Raw genomic sequence first — 20,552 nt, forward strand, 5'->3', positions numbered from 1 at the left:
GATTCTCATCGCTTTAAACATGCAAAAAGAGAGAACCAATCTGATTCTCTCTCGCTGCTGATTATAAGTCAACCCACTACAGTTGACGAAGAGCCGCCTTTTAGAGAAGGACTATCTACTTATCTCCCTTGTTACGGATAACAAAGCCATTTTTCTTCTCGCTTGAGGTGCGGTGTGGGCGTTTGTTGTCTTTATTTTGAAAGTCTTTTTTATTTTTGTTTGAGGTACGCTTGAAATCACGGCGTCCACCGTCACGATCATCACGGCGACGATCGCCACGACGGTCATTATCACGACCACCACGGTTGCGGTCACGATTACCACGACCACCTTTACCTTTGCCACCAAATCCACCACCTGATGGTTTGAACGGTAATGGTTTTTCACGCGCAATCTCAACTTCTGGCATAGTGTCTGGGTCTTGTACTGTCAAGCTAAGGATATAGAGGGCAAGCTCTTCTGGTGTGAATTCTTGAGCTAGTTTAACAGCATCACCTTTGAATTTATCAAAGTTAGCACGTACATTGTCATCCGCAAAGTCACGCTCAATCTTTTTAAGAGCAACTTTTTTCTTAGCTTGGAAAGCCTCTTCTGCTGTTGCAGGCTTGAGACCTTTCATGCGTTTTTTGGTCAAGTTTTCAATAATGGTAAGGTAGCCCATCTCGTTTGGTGAGACAAAAGTGATTGACTGACCAGACTTACCAGCACGACCTGTACGACCGATACGGTGAACATAACTTTCTGGATCTTGTGGAATATCGTAGTTATAAACGTGAGTGACACCAGAGATATCAAGACCACGCGCTGCCACATCAGTTGCAACGAGGATATCAATTTGATCATTTTTAAAATCACGAATAACACGAAGACGTTTGTTTTGGTCAAGGTCTCCATGGATACCTTCTGCACGGAAACCACGTAATTTAAGACCACGCGTCAACTCATCCACACGGCGTTTGGTACGACCAAAAACGATTGATAACTCAGGTTGGTCAACATCCATGAGGCGAGTCATGGTATCAAATTTTTCTTGTTCTTTGACACGGATATAGTACTGGTCAACGTTAACGTTAGTCAATTCCTTGGCTTCGATTTTAACGTGCTCAGGGTCTTTCATAAATTTAACACCGATGCGCTTGATGGCATCTGGCATTGTTGCTGAGAAAAGAAGGGTCTGACGCTCTTCTGGTACACGTGAGATGATGGCTTCGATGTCTTCAAGGAAGCCCATGTTAAGCATCTCATCAGCCTCATCCAAGATAAGCGTTTCAACATCTTGCAATTTCAAAGCCTTGCGTTTAATCAAGTCCAAGAGACGACCTGGTGTTCCAACAACGATATGAGCACCTGAGCGAAGGGCTTTGATTTGTTTTTCAATGGATGAACCACCATAAACGGAACGGACCTTAACCCCTTTATCACGTCCAAAACGGAAGAGTTCTTCTTGAGACTGAACTGCCAATTCACGTGTTGGGGCAATAACAAGCGCTTGGACAAGATTTCTATCGGTATCAATTTTATCAAGTGTCGGCAAACCAAAGGCAGCGGTTTTCCCAGTACCTGTCTGAGCTTGCCCAATAACATCTTTACCTTCGAGTGCAAGAGGAATTGTCAACTCTTGAATCGGTGATGGTTTTTCAAAACCAGCCGCTACAACAGCTGATTGGATGTCTTCTGATAAGTTTAATTCTGTAAATTTCAATTGTTTCTTCTTTCTAAAGGCAGTGCGAAGCTGCCCTATTGAGCATAATCTTACTAGACAATCTAGTAGGTATTGTTTTGACAACCTATCTATTATAACACAATAAAAAATAAAACGTTGAGATTTATCTTATTTTAACTGGATTACGCTTTCACATACTAATAATAAAAGAGCCTAGAGGCTCTTTTATTATTAGGTTCGTTAATATGCTGTGCTTTTAAAAATACAAACTACCTTAATACAGCCGCAGCTAGGGCTTGTTGAATCTCAACGACACTTTGATCACTCTTAAATTGAAGCACTTCTGCTGGTTCTAAAGCAGATGAAACCCAAATTTTCAATTCTGCATCCAAGTCAAAGTGCCCAGAAGTTTCTACTGTAAATCGTGAGATGGAACGATAAGGAAGTGACTTATAGGACGTTTTCTTCCCAGTTACCCCCTGAATATCAACCAAAATCAAACGTTTATCCGTAAAAACAATTAAATCGCGAACAAGACTGAAAGCTAAGTTAACTTGTTCTCCAGGAATCAAGATAGTCTCAAGTTGTTGTTCCACTTTACGACTATCCTTGTGAGAAGCGTTACCTATTATACCTGATAAAATTCCCATTATTGCTATCCTCCATTTTTTATTACTATAACAGTTCTCACCCTTAATCGCAATAAAAAACTGTAAAAGCGCTTGCAAAAAAAGTAATCCTATATTATAATAGCAATTGTCACAAGAGGAGCTTCACGCTGAGACTGGATTTCCTAAACTCTTACTACCTGATCAAGTTAAGACTTGCGGAGGGATGTGCACATATTAAAGAGATCAGAGCACTCCTGATTCCTTTTGATGTTTTGATTGTGGCAATACTATAGATGCCTACAATTCATCAATTGGGGCCAGGAGGTTTTTTATGAAAAAAACAAATATTCGTTTATTAGCCGAGGTATCGCTTTTTGCTACTCTCGCTTATATTTTAGATGTCTTCACCCAACCAATGCAAATTGGTCCTTGGATTTCCTACTCATTTAAAATGGTTCCTATCTTCATTGTTACCTTTCGTTGGGGTACCAAGGCTGGTATGCTTTCAGGATTCCTTTGGGGACTTCTCCAAATCATTACTGGACAAGCTGCCAGTGGATTCCTTAACTTATTCCAAGGTTTCTTAGAGTATTTCGTCGCATTTTCTCTCATTGGCTTTGCTGGTTTTGTTAAACCTGCCATTGATTCTGCCAGGCAAGCCCACCAAAGAATCAAACTGCTTATCTTTAGCATGTTAGGTGTTCTTATTGGAACGCTCAGTCGCTACATTATCCATTTTATCGCGGGTATCATCTTCTGGGGGTCTTATGCGCCAAAAGGGCAAAGCGCTGTTTACTATTCGTTTTACATCAATGGTAGCTCTTGGCTAGGGGAAACCATTGCTTGCGTTATCGTCATCTGGGTACTCTCTCCTTTCATGTATCGCTTACTTGATACCAAAAACTAAGAATGTAAATCACACCTAATACAACCCTTTTACTGATTAATCCAGTAAAAGGGTTTTTAGTTACCGTATAGGTCTATCCTTAGTCTGAATGCAATAAAAAGATATGAATTTGCTCCACAATTGACACTCAAGAAGGTTATAATCAAAAAACTTTACCAGATTCTTCTGATAAAGTTAAAAAACTAATTACGATAATATGGGTGAGCATCCGCAACACTGGCTTGAACACCTTGACCTGCGATGATACGATCTCGGCTATCAACACTTGAGTACACAGGATCAGTGACATTAGCTGGAATAGCGTAAATACCATAACCAGATGACACGCCACCCTCGATAACTCCAGATTGGCTAACTGATTTTACAGTGACTTGAGCAGTTGCGCCAGAATAGGAATCAACAACTGATCCATCAGCTGAAACAGTCAAACTCTGTCCCAAATCATTTGTCCATGTACCAACTAAAAATGGATTAACCGTTTGGGTCGATTGGCCTGGTAGCAATTTGGCATATAGTTTAATTCCTTCTGGATTCCAAGCTCCAGACAAGACAGAATATTCATTAGTATCCGCTGTTAGGAGATGTGTCTGAATACCAGCATGATACAGACGATAAATCGGAATACTACCTCCAGAATAGAAGCTCATAGCATCTTGAGTCCATGCTCCACTAGCTGTTAAAACCATAATTTCATTAGCATCTGTTGTATAAAGGTGTTTATGAGTGATTTTACTATATAATCGTGTAACCGCTACTCCTTCATCAGGTGCAATCCAAGATTGTCCTTCTTGACTCCATCCCCTTGATGCCAGAACATTGTATTCATTCTGATCTGCAGTAAAAAGATGCTCTTTTAAACTAGGATTGTAGAGGCGGTAGATGGCGGTATCTGCCTTGACATCATTAGTAGCTACTAGAGCCGTAGCCAAGACAGCACCCACTATCCCAAATCTTAACCATTTCTTTTTCATAATTTCCTCCTTTTTTTCTGCATACATTATAAAATAAAATATTAGAATTGTCAATTAATTACTTAATCAAATGAAAAGACAAATAATAAAAGGCTTATAGCATCTTCTTAACAGAGTTACTCTAAGCCTTTTTATCTTGTTCTATGTTACAGGAAGATCAAACCTTAACTTTTCAGTCTCTTTAGTCTATTAATTACATTTTCTCTTCAAGTGCGACATCTGGGTATTTATCCGCAAACCAGCGAAGGGCGAAATCATTTTCAAAGAGGAAGACAGGTTGGTCAAAACGGTCTTTAGCCAAGATATTACGGCTAGAACTCATGCGTTCATCAAGGTCTTCAGGTTTAATCCAGCGTACCGTCTTTTTACCCATCGGTGTCATAACAACTTCTGCGTTGTACTCGCCTTCCATACGATGTTTGAAGACTTCAAACTGCAATTGACCAACAGCCCCAAGCATATACTCACCCGTTTGGTAATTTTTATAAAGCTGGATAGCGCCTTCTTGAACCAATTGCTCAATTCCTTTATGGAATGATTTTTGTTTCATGACATTTTTTGCAGAAACTTTCATGAAAATTTCTGGTGTGAAGGTTGGTAGAGGCTCGAATTCAAACTTATTTTTACCAACTGTCAAAGTATCACCAACTTGGTAAGTTCCTGTGTCATATACCCCGATAATGTCTCCAGCGACAGCATTTTCCACATTTTCGCGAGACTCCGCCATAAACTGCGTCACGTTTGAGAGCTTAGCACCCTTGCCTGTGCGTGTCAAATTGACAGACATACCACGCTCAAACTCACCTGAAACGATACGGACAAAAGCGATGCGGTCACGGTGACGCGGATCCATGTTAGCTTGGATTTTAAAGACAAATCCTGAAAAGTCTTTGTCGAGCGGGTCAATCAGGTCATCGTCTGTTGTCTTGTGACCGTGTGGCTCTGGTGCAAATTCCAAGAAAGTATCGAGGAAAGTCTGTACCCCAAAGTTAGTAAGAGCTGAACCAAAGAAAACAGGTGTCAAATCTCCAGCCAAGATAGCCTCTTCTGAAAATTCGTTTCCAGCTTCGCTCAATAGCTCAATATCTTCTTTAACTTGTTCATAGAAAGGGTTGCTGGCAAAAAGGCTATCCCCTTCTTCAATAGTTGCAAAGCGCTCATCACCCTTGTAGAGTTCCAAACGCTCATTGTGGAGGTCATAAAGTCCCTCAAAGGCTTTCCCCATACCGATAGGCCAGTTCATGGGATAGCTTGCGATACCTAGCACTTCTTCCAGTTCTTCCAAAAGGTCAAGTGGCTCACGCCCATCACGGTCAATTTTATTGATAAAGGTAAAAACGGGAATGTTACGGTGTTTGACAACCTCAAAGAGTTTTTTAGTCTGAGCCTCAATACCCTTGGCAGAGTCAACGACCATGACAGCTGCATCCACCGCCATCAAGGTACGGTAAGTATCCTCTGAGAAGTCCTCGTGCCCTGGTGTATCAAGGATATTGACACGTTTTCCTGCATAGTCAAACTGCATAACAGATGAGGTTACAGAGATACCACGTTGTTTCTCAATATCCATCCAGTCAGATTTGGCAAAGTTCCCTGTTTTTTTCCCTTTAACAGTACCTGCCTCACGGATCTCACCCCCAAAATAGAGCAATTGCTCAGTGATTGTTGTCTTACCAGCATCCGGGTGAGAGATGATGGCAAACGTTCGGCGTTTCTTAATTTCGTCTTGAATAGTCATAACATTTCTTTCTTTTCTTGTATTGATAATAGCGGTGCATCGTCAAAATGATTGAGCTTACATTGGTATTCTCCTTAGATTTTTCAGCACACATAAAAAAGAGCTGCGCACTGACAACTCTTTTATTATAGCTAAAAAGAAACATTCTGGCAAACCTTACTGCCCTCTCCTATCAAAGAAATGTTTAACTTTCTGCCACAGTGGTGTGGAGTCAGATACCAGTGATACTTCGTCCTGATCTCTACCAAAATAATTGAATAAGAGCGGTGTCATCATCAAAACACTGGCTCCATAATCCTCAACCATTGCCAAGAAAAAGCAAAGCATTGTTAAGCAAACATAGTACAGACTAAACTGCTTACGCTCAATTTGTAGCCACATCATGAAAGGATAGAATAGATACAAAACAAGACCATTTCTTAACAAGCTATCCACATAAAAGTTTTCATTGGCTAACATGACACCATAACTGTACAATGACGGGTAATCATTTGAAAATAGATGAAGACCGTAGGTCACCATGTATTGATGGGCATACTTTAAGCGACCTGTGAACAAGGCATTAAGTGAGGTGAAGAAAGGGATATTTTCTTGATAACTAAATGATAGCAAAATTCCCAAGAGGTAAGCTATCATAATCCCTGAAAACAGTAGCTGACCTTTGATAACAATACGATTCAACCTCTGTTTCAGCAAACTAATTCCCAGAACAAGGAGTCCTACCATTAAACTTAATTTTGAATCGCTAGCCGCAAAAATCAATAAGGAAAAGCCAAAGCCCATCAGGTAAGCTAAAAAACTAACCTTCTCTTTTCGCATCATCAAGAAGTAGTCCATCAGCAAAACAACCATATACATTCCTAAAGAATTGGGATGGCCAAAACCAAAGGAATGCCTTACTTTTTCTTCAACTTCACCTGAACGGTAAGTTAAAAAATCTTGAAAAATACCTAGGTCAAATAGCGTCAGTACAGCGATTCCCAGTAAGAGCTTGGTATAAAAAACAACCTGAACCAGATGACGGTCCTCTTGGTCTACTGCAACTGACAAGAAAAAGAATGACAGCACTGAAAAAGTCGATATAGAGTCCCTGGTGTAATAGTGAACCGGTAAGATGATAACGTATGCCACTGCAGCAATGATAGCTAGTACCGTTTCTCTATTCCAACCTCGCCTATAAATATCCCATGCAAAAACGAGACTGCTCATCGTAATTGACAAAATAAAATAAGTGCTGACATTTTCATTTGGTAGGTATCTCTTCAGAAAATAAACAGCAAATGCTACTAAAAAAGCCACCGAGTACGCTAGGTAATACCAGTTAATACTCCTCCAGCTAACCTTAAAACGTTCTGCTATTGACCGGGACATGCTTTCTCCTTCTGTTTTTCTTTTTGATGATTGTGATAGTTTCTTTTGTAAATAATGAGGCTACAACTTAAAACTTCTAGCAAAGCCCCACAATAAAAGAGGTTGGATATCAAACTCCACCCTCATAGGTCAGCTTTCTCTTTATCATAAAAGACATTTCATCTAAAGATTAATTCCCTGACTCCAACTCTTCAACAACTTTTGATAGATTCATCGAATGGCTACCTTTTAGCAAAAGTTGATCCTTTGGTTGTAACATTTCTTTTAGTTTTGACAGTAAGTCTTCAAACTGGTCTTCTTCCTCATTCTTCTTGAAGAAATAAACATGACCGATTGGAAACATCTGACTCGCCAGTTGAGCCAACTCTGCAATATCCTCTCCGTAAAAGACAAGCGTATCGATGGTATCTGGTGTTAAACTCATGATAAGATTCGTATGAAGTTGAACCGATTGTTCGCCTAGCTCTTTCATATCTGCTAGCAAGGCTATTTTTTTCCCACCTTCGTTTGCTGGAATCGCTGCAAAAGTCTCCAAAATCAACTTCATAGCTGTTGGATTCGCATTGTAAACATCTGATAGCAGATCTGCTCCATTTGCTGCTTTTTTCCACTCGGTACGATTACGTGTCAAATTCAAATTTTCTAGCGCAGAAATAATTAACTGATCAGGAACAGAAGACAAACGCCCAACATAGGCTGCAACCATAGCATTGGTAGCATTGTATTTTCCAGTCACTGGTAATGTCATTGGCTGGTCCATAAAATTCGTCTTAAAGGTCAAGGATGTCTTTTGCTCACTCAACTCTGTAACCCTTAGCTCTGCATCGCTGCCAAAACGAATCGTTTTGATATTATCTGGTAAATAAGGATCTATGATGGTATCATTCGGTACAAGAAGAATACCATGCGAATCCATACCATCTGTGATTTGCATCTTGCCTTCAGCAATCTTTTCACGACTACCAAAAAATTCTAAGTGAGCTTCACCAACCAAGGTTACTACCGCAATTTGAGGCTTGGCAAGCTCGGACAATAAAGCAATATCTCCCATATGATCTTGCCCCATCTCAAGAACGATTTTTTCGGTCTCATCTGGCATATGTAGAACTGTATAAGGCAAGCCAATTTCGTTATTATAATTTCCTTGCGTTTTATAGGTCTTGTAAGTTGTGGCTAAGATATCATGAATCATATCCTTGGTCGTCGTTTTACCGTTAGAGCCTGTTACCGCAATAACATCAACACCGCTTCTTTCAAGATAATAAGCTGCTAAATCCTGGAAAGCTTTCAAAGCATCATCAACTAAAAGATAAGGACGCTCTATATCAAGAGATTTTTCTGAAAAGGTCGCACAAGCCCCATTATCAAAAGCTTTTTGAATAAAGTCATGCCCATCTCTTTCGCCTTTTAAGGGTAAAAAGAGATCACCTTCCTTGATTTTTCGAGAATCAAATTCAATATCTGCTAGCGTCAGATCGTCAAAATCAGACCAATTATTTTTTGCTCCAACAACACGAGCAACTTCATGTAGACTTAATTTCATATCATGCTGTAGGTCTAACTCTTAGAGAGACCTCTCTCCTTTTTATGTTTTGCAGTATTTTTACCGTCAAAAGAGGTTGGCGCTTATTACCGACCTCTTTTGATTTTCTAATAGATAGCTATCCTAAGTTTTTTCGACATCTAACCTAACTTAGATCAGGTGACTTTCACGCTTATCATACATTTCTTGAGCTAGGCGAACCAATTCCTCAATTAAATCTGAGTAAGACAAGCCCATATTTTCCCAAAGAAGAGGATACATTGACCATTGTGTGAAACCTGGCATCGTATTCAACTCATTGAGGTAGATTGAACCATCCTCAGTCAAAAAGAAATCACAACGTGATAGGCCACAACCACCAATAGCACGAAAGGCTGCCTCAGCATATTGACGCATCTTAGTCATCACTTCGCCATCAATGTGTGCTGGAATTGCCATGGTAATTTTATTGTCAATATACTTGGCTTTATAGTCATAAAAGGCAACATCTTTAATAACTTCACCAGCTTCAGTTGTTTTGACATCACTATTTCCAAGAAGACCGACTTCTATTTCACGTGCCACAACACCTTGCTCAATCAAAATACGGCTATCATACTTAAGGGCAAGTGCAATCGCATCACGTAAACTCTTTTCATCCTCAGCCTTTGAAATACCGACTGAAGATCCCATATTAGCAGGCTTGACAAAGATTGGAAACTTTAATTTGTCTAAAGTTTCACGAATACTGTTTTCTAAATCTTGCCCTTCAATATAAACCGTGTAAGCCACCTGAGGTACTCCAGCAGATTCAAGAACATGTTTTGTTGTAATCTTATCCATAGCGACACTAGAAGAAAGGATATTAGTCCCTACATAAGGCATTCTTAGAACTTCTAAAAATCCTTGAATAGAGCCATCCTCTCCCATAGGACCATGAAGGACAGGGAAAACAACAGCATTTTCTTCATAAATATCACTTGGCTTGATAACTTTTGCAAGATCAACAGTTTCATTAGTCATCAACTTGTCATCATCTTTTGGGAGGCTTGAAAACTCTTGCGTTTTAACAAAATCACCCTTTTGTGTGATAAAGTAAGTCTTAACCAAATAATGATCATAGTTGATTGCACGTATCAGACTTTCAGCAGACAATACTGACACTTCACGTTCAGCAGAACGACCGCCATATAATAAAACTAGGGTTTGTTTTGACATCTTTATACTAAGGTGTTCTAGGGATAGCATCCCAAACACCCTTCCTTTCTCATGTGATTCTTTGCTTCAAATCTTATCCATTATACTATAAATAAACTTCTTTTTCAAAAGAAGCTATCAGACTTTTTATCGAAGTGGTCTCCATTTAACCCTTAAAGATAGTCTGATAAAATAAGGAGATTAAGATAACTCTGCAAGAAAACTATCACCTGTCAGAAGACGTAAAAACTGACCTCACCGATACCTACTAAAACTAAGCAACAAAAAAACAGCCTTGAAACAGACTGTTTTTTTAAACGATTAAGACAGATCGCTCTATCTTTATTTATGATTTTTTTCTTGGCTATTTTAAGCAATCACAGTAGCTTAATGTCGCTCTTATAACTCTGTACGGTTTTCAATCGCTCGGAGTAAAGTGACCTCATCAGCATACTCAATATCTGAACCGACAGCCAAACCACGTGCCAGTCGAGTAACCTTAATGCCAGCCGGTTTAAGTACTCTCGAGATATACATTGACGTTGCTTCACCATCTGCCGTTGCATTAGTTGCGATAATAACCTCTTTAACCTCTGTATCCATCAAACGAGTAATCAAAGTTTTTAGATTAATATCATCTGGGCTAACACCATTCATCGGTGAAATCAAGCCATGCAAGACATGGTAAAGACCATGATATTCTTGAATTTTTTCCATTGCTGAGACATCTTTTGACTCTTCAACAACTAAGATAGTGGATAAATCTCTTGTCGCATCTGTACAAATATTACAAGGGTCATCATCTGTTAGATTACCACAAACCGAGCAATAGGTTAATTCACGCTTGGCAGACAATAAATTCTTTGCAAACTCATTAACATCTTCATCGCTCATTCCAATCGTATAGAAAGCAAGGCGAGTGGCTGTTTTGATACCAATACCTGGTAATTTTGAAAAACTTTCAATTAATTTTGCAATTGGTGTTGGATAAAGCACAGTATCTTCCTTTCTTACTCTTCTGAATCTGAACTATCTTGCTCAGAACTGCTATTGGCATATGATGAGACATACAGATTAATAATATCCCGAGCAATATATTGATGTGCCTTACTATCATCGTTGTTAGCGTGTGGGTACATCACTGCAACTGCAATCGATCTATCCGCATCATAGGCCACAACATTCAAATTAACGGTAGCCACTGTGTTACCATTACTGTCTGTCGCATAAGTTTCTGCAGTACCTGTCTTACCGCTGATAGTCGTATAGCCACCTCTCATGGCAGTACCAGTTGCATAGCCACTACCACTGTTAACCACATTATAGAAACCTGTTTGGATAAGCTTCATTTCATCAGACGAAATAGCAACTTCATTTAAAGTCTTTGGTTCAATCTTTTGAGTAATGTTTCCTAGGTTACCCTGATCATCGTTATCATAGATACCTTCTACTAAGTGAGTTGCTAGGCGTTTCCCATTATTAGCCACTGTTGCTGCATACTGTGCCAACTGCATCGTTGTGTAGTTATCATATTGACCAAAGGATTCCGAAATCATATTTGAAAAGTTATAGTCAGTCGGTAAGTAACCTTCTGATTCTGGAATATCTAGTCCAGTACTTGTTCCCATACCAAACTCAGCATAGGTTGAACGCAGTTCTTTCATAGCCGATTTAAAATTATCTGTCGTAACTGCATCAGCTGTCGTGTACTCTTGACCAGTCAACTTGAGCGCTATTTGAACCATATAAGTATTTGAAGAATACTCTAACGCTTGGGTTGCTGTGATTGGTGTCTTACCATAGGTAAACCAAGATCTGATACCAAGTAAACTCTGATCATAGAGAACCTCATTGCCAGATAGGACCTTGTTTTCCCATCCTGATGCCAGTGTTGCCCCTTTGACAACTGATCCTGGGGTGAAGACTTGAGTGATTGTCCCCAAAGCATCGCTTTTTACCTCGGAAGAATTTGTCTCATGCGATAGGCCTGCCATTGCTAAGATTGAACCCGTGCTTGGTTCAATAGCGACAGCGTAGATACCTTCTGAGTAAGCGGCTATCCCTGAAGACACTTGACTGCTGTAATAATTTTGGAGGATATTTTCAACCTGTTCTTGAAAATCCAGATTAATGGTTAATTTAATATTCTTTCCCTTACTACCAACAGAGGTTGTTTTGGTTTTGGTCACCTTACCTTTGGAATTAACCGTGATTTCCTGTTTGGTATGACTACCTTGTAAGGTATCTTCATAGGCCTTCTCCAGATAAGACGTTCCCACACGGTCGTTAAGTGAGTAACCTTTGGCTAAGTAACTACTAGCATCTTCTTCTGGAAGTCCTGACTTAGATGACGATACCGTTCCTATGATTGATGATAGACCTGTATCTGTCACGGAGCGTTGCCAAGCCTTGGTTACTGAAATCCCTGATAGTTGGGACTGTTTGGCAGTGACGATGGCAACTTGCTCATCCGTAAGATCCTCAGAATCCAAAGTAGTAGTATTAAAGAGGGAGGTTCCGTTCATCTGACTGAAAATATGAATAATTTTCAACTCATCCTCTGAGTAGTTAATATCGTCATCCGAAACAGCTTCAACAGCATTAGCATAAATCGTTGATTCCGATAAACTGTTGCCATAATTGTCGTACTTCTTCTTATTTGGTAACTTAGCCACTACTTTACGATACTGTTCTGGATCTGCCAAGTAGTAGTCTTTCTTTTCACGAGTCGTGACGTCCGTATCAGATAGCGTAATTAACTGTGACAGCTCCTGCGCTAATTTTTTAATATCTTCTGAGGTCATCGTATTCCCGCGCGTGAATGCAACTGCCTCACTAATTGTATTTTTAACTAAAGCAACTCCCTTAGCATCGTAAATCTCACCACGCTCAGACCCTGTTGATACCTTATAAGTCGAACTACTTCCTAATTTACTCGTATAAAAGGACTTATGATACAGCTGCATATAAGCTAGCCGCCCAATCAAAGATAAAAATAGGACAATGATAATGCCGAATAATAAATAAAATCGCTTAAACATCCTAGATGCTCTAGGTATTTGAGCAATTTTTTCAGATTGTTTTTTTGTAAACATGACTTCCTCAAATTGAAAAACTTTATCTACTATTTTATCACATTTTAAAAGAAAACATCTTAAAATAGAAGTGATTTTTCCTATTTTTAGACACAAAAAAGAGACTGTCTCACAAGAGCAAACCAGCCTCTATTGACCTATCAAGATAAGACCTAACCCATAGTTAATTAGCACTGCTATTTTTCCAAAGAAAGAGATAGTCCTACTCTGTCTCTAAGCAGACGCCAGAGCAAATAAGCCAAATAAAAATCAATCGTCCCATGAACCAAGGAGCCTAATCCTATCAAGATCAACAATGACAGAAGATAAGTCAAACTACTTGTAGAAGTTACTGTCAAAAGATAGACAACTGCAAACTCCGCTAAACCATGTAAGAGATTGACCAAGACTGCAAACAGAAAGCACCTCATCGGATTTTGTAGGCAGTTGGGATATTTTTTTATCACTATGGCCGCAATGATAGCAAAGAGTAGATGGGACAAGGCTCTAAGAACAATCACTATAGGAAAGCCGGCTAACAAGAAACCAAACGCTGTCCCTAATCCCACCAAGATGGTTACAAAGGGTGAGATAAAGATAGCTAAAAATAAAGGAACATGGCTAGCAAGCGTAAAAGATGCCGGTCCAATAATAACTTTCACTGGCATGATTAGGGGAATCAAAATGCCAAATGCTGTTAATATAGCCGTTATGGTCAACCGTCTACTTGATGAATTTCTCATAAAATCTCCTTAGGTATCATGTAATTGCCCTAATTATAAGAAAATAACATACAGGTGTCAAGACACCTATATGTTATAAATAGATTTTAGAATGGTTTTTAAGGAAATCTCTTTTAGCCAACTCATCTCCTAGGTTCTAATAAGCTCTATTCCCTTATCAATCTTTATACAAGAAACCTTCCTCTTCAAGCCGTGATTTAACAGCTTCAAAATGGGCCTCATCGCGACAAGAGAGTGTATGAAGATGCACACCTTGCGTTAAAGTCGATAGAAGCTCTGCTTGAGATACCTCCAACTTAGATAAAAAATAGTCAACATCCGTTTTCTTACTGATATTTAAAGGAGCTGTCAACATACCATAGACAGGATGCTCTATCTCTACATCAACCAAAATAGCTTCTTCCTCGATGATAACAGCTAACTCTTGAGCTGTCTCTTCTCGACTATGGTGACAAACCACTTTTCCTATATACTGACTCAATGGCAAAGCTTGTGAAAAAATGTAACCTCTAGGAGTTGATAAAATATCTTGACCATTAGCTCTAAGAAGAGCAACATCTCCAACAATAATTTGACGGCTGACACCCAATGTCGCTGCTAATTTACTAGCTGAAATTGGCTGACTTCTCTCTTTTAACTGCTCTAGAATCACCTGACGACGTTGTTCCGCCTTTAATTTTTTATCCATAACTCTGCTGCCTTCCTTTCATACCATTACTGTCATCATATCATAAATTATAATCATTGAAACGATTACAAGATAAAAAGCAAAAAAGGTAGGACTCTCGTCTCAACCTTTCTCTCTAAAACTGTTTTAGAGTCTTCAAAAACAATGTTCACTATCATATAAAACTATCCAGCATTTTTCAAAACTCATTGAAAGTTGTTTTTGTCAGATAATCCCTCAACACCACCTAAGTGTCGTTTTTAGTCCGGCATTACGATAATAGTAAAATGATGTCCGTCCAAGTCTTCAAAAGCACCACCAAAGATTCCTCCTCGATCACCTGCTGGAGAGTTGACACATCCACCTGCTTCAGCTACCTTATCAAGGAAAACCTCTACTTCATTAGGAGTCGCTACATCCATACTGACCAGAACTTCAGTTGTAGACGCTTGAAAAGGAGCCATCATCGCAAAAACATCCTCGGCAAAATAAACAATCTGCCCATTTTTCCCTAGACGAACGTCCACGATGGGACCATCTTCCCCCTGAGGATAAGACACCTCAAAACCAAGTTTTCTAAAGAATTTTCCTGTATCTGCAACTGATTTCGTCGCAAAATTCAACCACATTGACTGAACCATCTTTTTTCCTACCTTCTAATCGATAAGGCTCATTTTATCATATAAAAGTATAAAAAGAGAGCAAATAGCTCTCTTTTTAATTATTTACCAAGGTAGTATTCGTTTGTAACGTTCAATTTTTCGTCAAATTCGAATACAAGTGGTGGGAAGTTTGGAATTTCAACGTCCATGATTTCGTCGTCTGAAAGTCCTTTGATGTGTTTTACAAGAGCGCGGATTGAGTTACCGTGTGCGCCAACGAAAACATTTTTACCATCTTTAAGAGCTGGAGCGATTTTATCTTCCCAGAAAGGAAGGGCACGTTCCAAAGTAACTTTCAAGTTTTCTGCATCTGGGATAACAGAATCATCAAGTGATGCGTAACGACGATCAGTGTGTGCTGAGTGCTCGTCATCTTTAGCCATATCTGGAGGCAATACATCATATGAACGACGCCAGATGTGAACTTGCTCATCACCAAATTGTTCAGCAGCTTCTGCTTTGTTTTTACCTGTCAAACCACCGTAGTGACGTTCGTTCAAGCGCCATGATTTTTCAACTGGTACCCAAAGTTGATCTGATGCTTCAAGAGCAAGGTTAGTTGTCTTGATAGCACGTTTAAGAACTGATGTGAAAGCAAGGTCAAATTCGATACCTGCTTCTTTGATCAATTTACCAGCGTCAATAGCTTGTTGAGTTCCTTTTTCTGAAAGATCTACGTCAGCCCAACCAGTGAAGAGGTTAGCTTTGTTCCATTCTGACTCACCGTGGCGAGCAAAAACCAATTTTACCATGTGTTTTGGTACTCCTTTTTAATTTTGGGCTAAAACCCATTACCCTTACTATTCTACCCAAAATCCTTAAAAAAAGCTAGTATTTCCCCATCTATTACATGGATTTTATCAGATAAATTCGTTTTCACCGATTCATAATAGGAGGTCAACCTCTTAAAACAGAAACTTTATTTTTAAAACAAAAAATATTATTCGGATTTTACTTGATTTATATGATTAGTCATGTTAAAATTAAAAAAATTTGCCAAAAAGGAGAATCTCATGGTTTCAACCGCTACTAAAATCGGAAATTTTGATTTCGATAACTGTCTTATGAACGCTGCAGGTGTCTACTGCATGACAAGAGAAGAATTAGCTGAGATTGACGCTTCTCTTGCAGGGTCTTTCGTCACAAAAACAGGAACTCTTGAAGCAAGAGACGGCAATCCTGAGCCACGCTACGCTGATACACTTCTAGGTTCAATCAACTCTATGGGACTTCCAAACAAGGGATTCGATTATTATTTAGACTATGTTACTGAGCTTCAAAATCAACCAAATAGCAAGAACCATTTTCTTTCTCTAGTTGGACTATCACCAGCAGAAACACATACTATCCTTAAACAAGTAGAAGCATCTGATTATACAGGACTTGTTGAACTCAATCTCTCTTGTCCAAACGTTCCTGGAAAACCACAGATTGCTTATGATTTTGAAACAACAACCGAAATCCTAACTGAAGTTTTCTCCTACTACACGAAACCACTTGGGGTAAAGCTACCTCCTTACTTTGATATTGTTCACTTTGACCAAGCAGCCGCTGTCTTTAATCAGTTTCCTCTTACTTTTGTTAACTGTGTTAACTCAATCGGGAATGGCTTAGTCATTGATGATGAAACTGTCCTTATCAGACCTAAAAATGGTTTTGGCGGTATTGGCGGAGATTACATCAAGCCAACTGCTCTGGCCAACGTCCACGCCTTCTACCAACGCCTCAATCCAAGTATCCAAATCATCGGAACAGGCGGCGTCAAGTCAGGACGTGATGCTTTTGAACACATCCTCTGTGGAGCAAGCATGGTTCAAATCGGAACAGCTCTTCATCAAGAAGGACCTGCTATTTTTGAGCGAATTACTAACGAACTAAAGGCTATCATGTCAGAAAAAGGCTACGAAAAGATTGAAGACTTCCGTGGTAAACTCAACTATATCGAAGCTTAATCACTACATCTCCTAAACAAGGATAAATCAAAGGCTGGGACAAAATCCCAGCCTTTTAATGTATTTAAAAGAGTTTTCCATCTTGCTTTTGGTCATACTCTTCATTTAACTTGTTGATCTCTTCTTGGCTTCTGTTTTTAGCCGCCTCAACTTCTGCTTGACTTGGTTTCATAGCTTTTGATAAGGCAAAAAGACCTACCAGCTTGAAAGCTGTAAAAACTAACAAAGCTACAATAATTATCTGTAAAACAGTCATCCTAACCTCCTAATGGTAGTAACGATGCTCTTGGCAATCAGGACAGACACCATAGATCAATACCTGTGTCTTCGTAATCTGATAGCCCGATTGTTGCTCAGCTTCTTCTTTCAAATCAGAAATCGGAACAACGGTAATATCTGTAATCTTACCACACTTTTCACAAACCACGTGAGGATGGTTCGAATCCATAAAATCAAAATATGAGGTATTATCGTTTGTTAGCTTTATTTCAACTACAAAGCCTTCTTTTACTAAAACTTTGAGATTATTATAGACAGTTGCAAGGCTTAGATTAGGATACATCGGCAAGAGATCCTTGTAGATTTGTTCGGCACTTGGGTGATGATGCGAATTGATCATATAAGCTATGATAGCCTTACGTGTTTCAGTAATACGAATATGTTTTTCCCTCAAGTGTAGCAAAACATGATTATAAGTATTTTGCATCCCTTCTTGAATATCTAAAGACCACTCCACGGAAACATCCCTCCTTTACATAGTACTACCCTAAGTATACACTATTTTTCATAATAAAAAAAGACCTTCTCACTCAGCTGAATCAACTGACGAGCGGTCTTTTTTAGCAGTTTTATTTTACTGCATCTTTAAGTGCTTTACCAGCTTTAAAAGCAGGAACTTTTGAAGCAGCAATTGAGATTTCTTCACCAGTTTGTGGGTTACGACCTTTACGAGCTGCGCGTTCACGAACTTCAAAGTTACCAAAGCCAATCAATTGAACTTTTTCACCTTCTGCAAGGAATGCTTCGATTGCTTCGAAAACAGCATCAACTGCTGCTGCAGAATCTTTTTTAGTAAGCTCAGTTGCTTCAGCAACTTTAGCAATCAAATCTTGTTTGTTAGCCATGTTAACAAATCCTCCATTTATTAGTAAAATTAAGCATTACTGCTTTATTTGAACAGTCTCTATCATATCTAAAATTTAACTTTAGGTCAAGTATTAGACATTAGTTTGAAGGATTTTTCTTATAGATTGTAAATTTCAGATGGTTGCCTGAAAGATCAATCTGATTTGCTTTCAAATAGATATCCGATTGGTCTGATATCTTATCTAAATCGAGAGTAATGACAGCTTTTTTAGAATCGATCACTACAAACGAAGGTAGCTTATAGCTCGAGGTTAAGTAACGAAGGACCTGTTTCTTAGGCAATCCCAGACTCCCTACTGAAACCGAAGTCACTCTAAGTCTTATATCACCGTTTTTTAAAACCATCGGTGTCATATTAAGATGAAGGGGAACATCATAACCAAGTAAGCGATAGCTTCCTCCAAAAACAATGTTAGTTGCTGTCGCTGTAAAGGAGTAACTTAACTGATCCGTTTGATAGGCTTTCAAGTAACTAGCCACTGTCTGATTAACATGTTCTCGGGTGGTCTCAAAACTACCAACTTCTATACTTGATTGTTTGGGGTTGCTTGTTTGAAGGCTTTCTCTCGGTAACATGACCTTAACGGTAACCACTGCTACCAAGGAGAGGTTTAAGGCAAGTAAAATTAGAAAAGCCCATTTCCAAATCAAATTACCATTCTTGTTTTGTTTCATTGATTTTCTCCATGATTTGGTTAGCGATGAGTTGGTAGCCTGTATTATTGGGATGAAAATGATCTCCGTCATACAAGACAGCATTCTCTGTTTGAGAACTGTCACTCTTCTCATTTCCTGTACCGATTTGACCATCCATACCATCGTAAAGCACCTGATCCACCGTGACAAAATAGACTTTTTTGTACTCTTTGGTAACCTCTTGACTGGCTTGATTCCAGTTGGAGACGATCGTTTCTAGACGCTCTGTATCAGGCAATACTTTATAAAAAGGATTGTAAATGCCCACAAGATAAATTGGAAGATCTGGATTATCAAACCTCGCTAACTCAATTAGTTGACGCAATCTGTCTTGATAAGATTTTGCTGGCTCATCGAAACTATCAACAGTTAGGTCTTCTAACGATTTTCGTGCCACTGCCATAAGGTCATTTCCACCTACTGTCAGAGTCATAAAATCCGCTGATTGAAGTGCTTGCTTTAGTTGTTTATCCTTTCGCAACCGTTTCAGAATCTGCTGGCTAGTATTGCCAGAAACACCATAATTATCAGACTTGACTCGGTAGTCATATTTCTCTTCAAGCTGATGAGATAATAAAGGAACGAAGCCACCTGACTGAGTCGAATCTCCTACTCCTTCGGTTAAAGAATCACCCAATGCTAGATAGTGAAGCGTCTCTCCTTTTGCTGACTGAGAACCAGTTGATTTTTTAGTATCAGAAGTAACCGTTGGAAAAAGTAACCAAAAAACAAGACTAAATAAACAAAGACTTACTAAAAATACAGTAAGCCCTTTCCATTTTAACGCTTTATTCATATCGTACCATAACAGCAAAGGCATCTTCACCTGTGTGTGTTTGAATGATAGAGCCTGTCTCTAAAACAGCAATATCTTGTGACACATAAGGTTGAAGCTTTTCTTTCAACGTTAGTGCCAAGCTATTTTTTCCTGCATAAGAAATCCCAAGCTCTGCAATTTTGCGGTCACCAATATTAGCAATAAAACTATCCAACCACTTCATAAAGGTTTTAGAACCGCGCCCCTTCAAAACAGTCTGCAACTCTTGATTCTTTAATTCCATGACAACACGAATGTTCAAAAGAGAACTAATAACCCCTGTTACACGACCGATACGTCCACCTTTAACAAGATTCTCAAGTGTTGAAACACCGATAAAAAGCTCTGATTTTTGACGAACTTCCTCAATCTTAGCTAAGACGTCTTCTAAGCTACCTCCTGCTTGAGCAACTTTTGCAGCTTCAACAACCTGGAACTTCATTGATTGGTCTGTAAATGTCGAGTCAATAATAGTTGCTGGCACGCCAGCAATATTGGAACCTTGTCGAGAGGCTTCGACAGTTCCAGATAAAGAGTGGGTGATGTGGATGGCAACCACATGCTCTGCACCTTCAGCCATCAAACGCTCATAGGTCTCTGCAAATAAACCAACTGGAGGCTGACTGGTTTTTGGTAAGCTTTTAGATGCTTTCATCAAGTTAAGAAACTTACCTTCTTCTTTCAAATCAGCATCTGAATAAAGCGTTCCATCAATCATAACTGATAAAGGAACAACGGTAATATCTAAAGCTTCTACCAACTCTGGTTCAATTGTTACAGATGAATCTGTAAGAATCTTAATTTTACTCATATTT

General features: G+C 39.1%; 21 protein-coding genes and 1 riboswitch. Of the genes, 2 read left to right on the forward strand and 19 right to left on the reverse strand.

Annotation, left to right across the window (positions count from 1 at the left end):
- Positions 1–115: 115 nt before the first annotated feature.
- Together cshA and JOC31_RS07520 are read right to left on the reverse strand one after the other, a co-directional pair.
- Complete coding sequence (cshA, locus tag JOC31_RS07515; RefSeq protein WP_205017546.1) at positions 116–1,702, reverse strand: degradosome RNA helicase CshA; 1,587 nt, start codon at positions 1,700–1,702, stop codon at positions 116–118.
- Between the two features lie 230 nt (positions 1,703–1,932).
- Positions 1,933–2,313 (reverse strand): PH domain-containing protein, encoded by a 381-nt coding sequence (locus tag JOC31_RS07520; protein WP_205017547.1) that lies wholly within the window; start codon positions 2,311–2,313, stop codon positions 1,933–1,935.
- 104 nt (positions 2,314–2,417) lie between these two features.
- Positions 2,418–2,515: riboswitch (TPP riboswitch) on the forward strand.
- Between the two features lie 90 nt (positions 2,516–2,605).
- On the opposite strand from JOC31_RS07520, the gene thiT reads away from it, so the two are divergent.
- Positions 2,606–3,181 (forward strand): energy-coupled thiamine transporter ThiT, encoded by a 576-nt coding sequence (gene thiT, locus JOC31_RS07525; protein ID WP_205017548.1) that lies wholly within the window; start codon positions 2,606–2,608, stop codon positions 3,179–3,181.
- Positions 3,182–3,363: 182 nt separating this feature from the next.
- On the opposite strand, the gene JOC31_RS07530 is transcribed toward thiT, so the two are convergent.
- The 11 genes from JOC31_RS07530 to JOC31_RS07580 form a co-directional block, all read right to left on the reverse strand.
- On the reverse strand, positions 3,364–4,152 hold the full coding sequence (locus JOC31_RS07530; RefSeq protein ID WP_205017549.1) for a hypothetical protein: 789 nt from the start codon (positions 4,150–4,152) through the stop codon (positions 3,364–3,366).
- 193 nt (positions 4,153–4,345) lie between these two features.
- Entirely contained in the window at positions 4,346–5,890 is a 1,545-nt protein-coding gene (locus JOC31_RS07535) for a peptide chain release factor 3 (protein WP_205017550.1), read from the reverse strand.
- A gap of 156 nt (positions 5,891–6,046) precedes the next feature.
- Positions 6,047–7,189, reverse strand: a complete 1,143-nt coding sequence (locus JOC31_RS07540; protein WP_205017551.1) for a hypothetical protein — start codon at positions 7,187–7,189, stop codon at positions 6,047–6,049.
- A gap of 241 nt (positions 7,190–7,430) precedes the next feature.
- The gene (locus JOC31_RS07545; protein ID WP_205017552.1) at positions 7,431–8,804 is read right to left on the reverse strand and encodes a UDP-N-acetylmuramoyl-tripeptide--D-alanyl-D-alanine ligase; all 1,374 of its coding nucleotides are present in this window, start codon (positions 8,802–8,804) and stop codon (positions 7,431–7,433) included.
- Between the two features lie 150 nt (positions 8,805–8,954).
- The gene (locus JOC31_RS07550; RefSeq protein WP_205017553.1) at positions 8,955–10,001 is read right to left on the reverse strand and encodes a D-alanine--D-alanine ligase; all 1,047 of its coding nucleotides are present in this window, start codon (positions 9,999–10,001) and stop codon (positions 8,955–8,957) included.
- 378 nt (positions 10,002–10,379) lie between these two features.
- The gene (gene recR / locus JOC31_RS07555) at positions 10,380–10,976 is read right to left on the reverse strand and encodes a recombination mediator RecR (RefSeq protein ID WP_205017554.1); all 597 of its coding nucleotides are present in this window, start codon (positions 10,974–10,976) and stop codon (positions 10,380–10,382) included.
- A 14-nt stretch (positions 10,977–10,990) separates the two neighbouring features.
- Complete coding sequence (gene pbp2b / locus JOC31_RS07560) at positions 10,991–13,075, reverse strand: penicillin-binding protein PBP2B (protein ID WP_205017555.1); 2,085 nt, start codon at positions 13,073–13,075, stop codon at positions 10,991–10,993.
- 176 nt (positions 13,076–13,251) lie between these two features.
- Positions 13,252–13,797: a hypothetical protein gene (locus tag JOC31_RS07565; RefSeq protein WP_205017556.1), complete on the reverse strand. Its 546-nt coding sequence runs from the start codon at positions 13,795–13,797 to the stop codon at positions 13,252–13,254.
- Positions 13,798–13,954: 157 nt separating this feature from the next.
- A complete protein-coding gene (locus tag JOC31_RS07570; RefSeq protein ID WP_205017557.1) occupies positions 13,955–14,485 on the reverse strand; it encodes a transcription repressor NadR in 531 nt (176 codons plus the stop codon).
- Between the two features lie 239 nt (positions 14,486–14,724).
- The gene (locus JOC31_RS07575; RefSeq protein ID WP_205017558.1) at positions 14,725–15,105 is read right to left on the reverse strand and encodes a VOC family protein; all 381 of its coding nucleotides are present in this window, start codon (positions 15,103–15,105) and stop codon (positions 14,725–14,727) included.
- Positions 15,106–15,185: 80 nt separating this feature from the next.
- The gene (locus JOC31_RS07580) at positions 15,186–15,878 is read right to left on the reverse strand and encodes a phosphoglycerate mutase (protein WP_205017559.1); all 693 of its coding nucleotides are present in this window, start codon (positions 15,876–15,878) and stop codon (positions 15,186–15,188) included.
- 261 nt (positions 15,879–16,139) lie between these two features.
- Between JOC31_RS07580 and JOC31_RS07585 the strand changes: the two genes are divergently transcribed.
- Positions 16,140–17,078: a dihydroorotate oxidase gene (locus tag JOC31_RS07585; RefSeq protein ID WP_205017560.1), complete on the forward strand. Its 939-nt coding sequence runs from the start codon at positions 16,140–16,142 to the stop codon at positions 17,076–17,078.
- Positions 17,079–17,142: 64 nt separating this feature from the next.
- Here the strand turns inward: JOC31_RS07585 and JOC31_RS07590 are convergent, their stop codons facing one another.
- The 6 genes from JOC31_RS07590 to JOC31_RS07615 all read right to left on the reverse strand — a co-directional run bounded on the left by JOC31_RS07590 (position 17,143) and on the right by JOC31_RS07615 (position 20,548).
- Positions 17,143–17,334 (reverse strand): hypothetical protein, encoded by a 192-nt coding sequence (locus JOC31_RS07590; RefSeq protein WP_205017561.1) that lies wholly within the window; start codon positions 17,332–17,334, stop codon positions 17,143–17,145.
- A 9-nt stretch (positions 17,335–17,343) separates the two neighbouring features.
- A complete protein-coding gene (locus JOC31_RS07595) occupies positions 17,344–17,784 on the reverse strand; it encodes a Fur family transcriptional regulator (RefSeq protein ID WP_205017573.1) in 441 nt (146 codons plus the stop codon).
- Between the two features lie 142 nt (positions 17,785–17,926).
- Positions 17,927–18,202 (reverse strand): HU family DNA-binding protein, encoded by a 276-nt coding sequence (locus JOC31_RS07600; protein ID WP_205010052.1) that lies wholly within the window; start codon positions 18,200–18,202, stop codon positions 17,927–17,929.
- A 100-nt stretch (positions 18,203–18,302) separates the two neighbouring features.
- Entirely contained in the window at positions 18,303–18,899 is a 597-nt protein-coding gene (locus JOC31_RS07605; protein ID WP_205017562.1) for a YpmS family protein, read from the reverse strand.
- Positions 18,877–19,716, reverse strand: a complete 840-nt coding sequence (locus JOC31_RS07610) for an SGNH/GDSL hydrolase family protein (RefSeq protein WP_205017563.1) — start codon at positions 19,714–19,716, stop codon at positions 18,877–18,879. The genes JOC31_RS07605 and JOC31_RS07610 overlap by 23 nt, the downstream gene beginning before the upstream one ends.
- The gene (locus JOC31_RS07615) at positions 19,709–20,548 is read right to left on the reverse strand and encodes a DegV family protein (protein WP_205017564.1); all 840 of its coding nucleotides are present in this window, start codon (positions 20,546–20,548) and stop codon (positions 19,709–19,711) included. The genes JOC31_RS07610 and JOC31_RS07615 overlap by 8 nt, the downstream gene beginning before the upstream one ends.
- Positions 20,549–20,552: the final 4 nt, after the last annotated feature.

The sequence above is a fragment of the Streptococcus saliviloxodontae genome (assembly GCF_016908655.1).
Taxonomy (GTDB): domain Bacteria; phylum Bacillota; class Bacilli; order Lactobacillales; family Streptococcaceae; genus Streptococcus; species Streptococcus saliviloxodontae.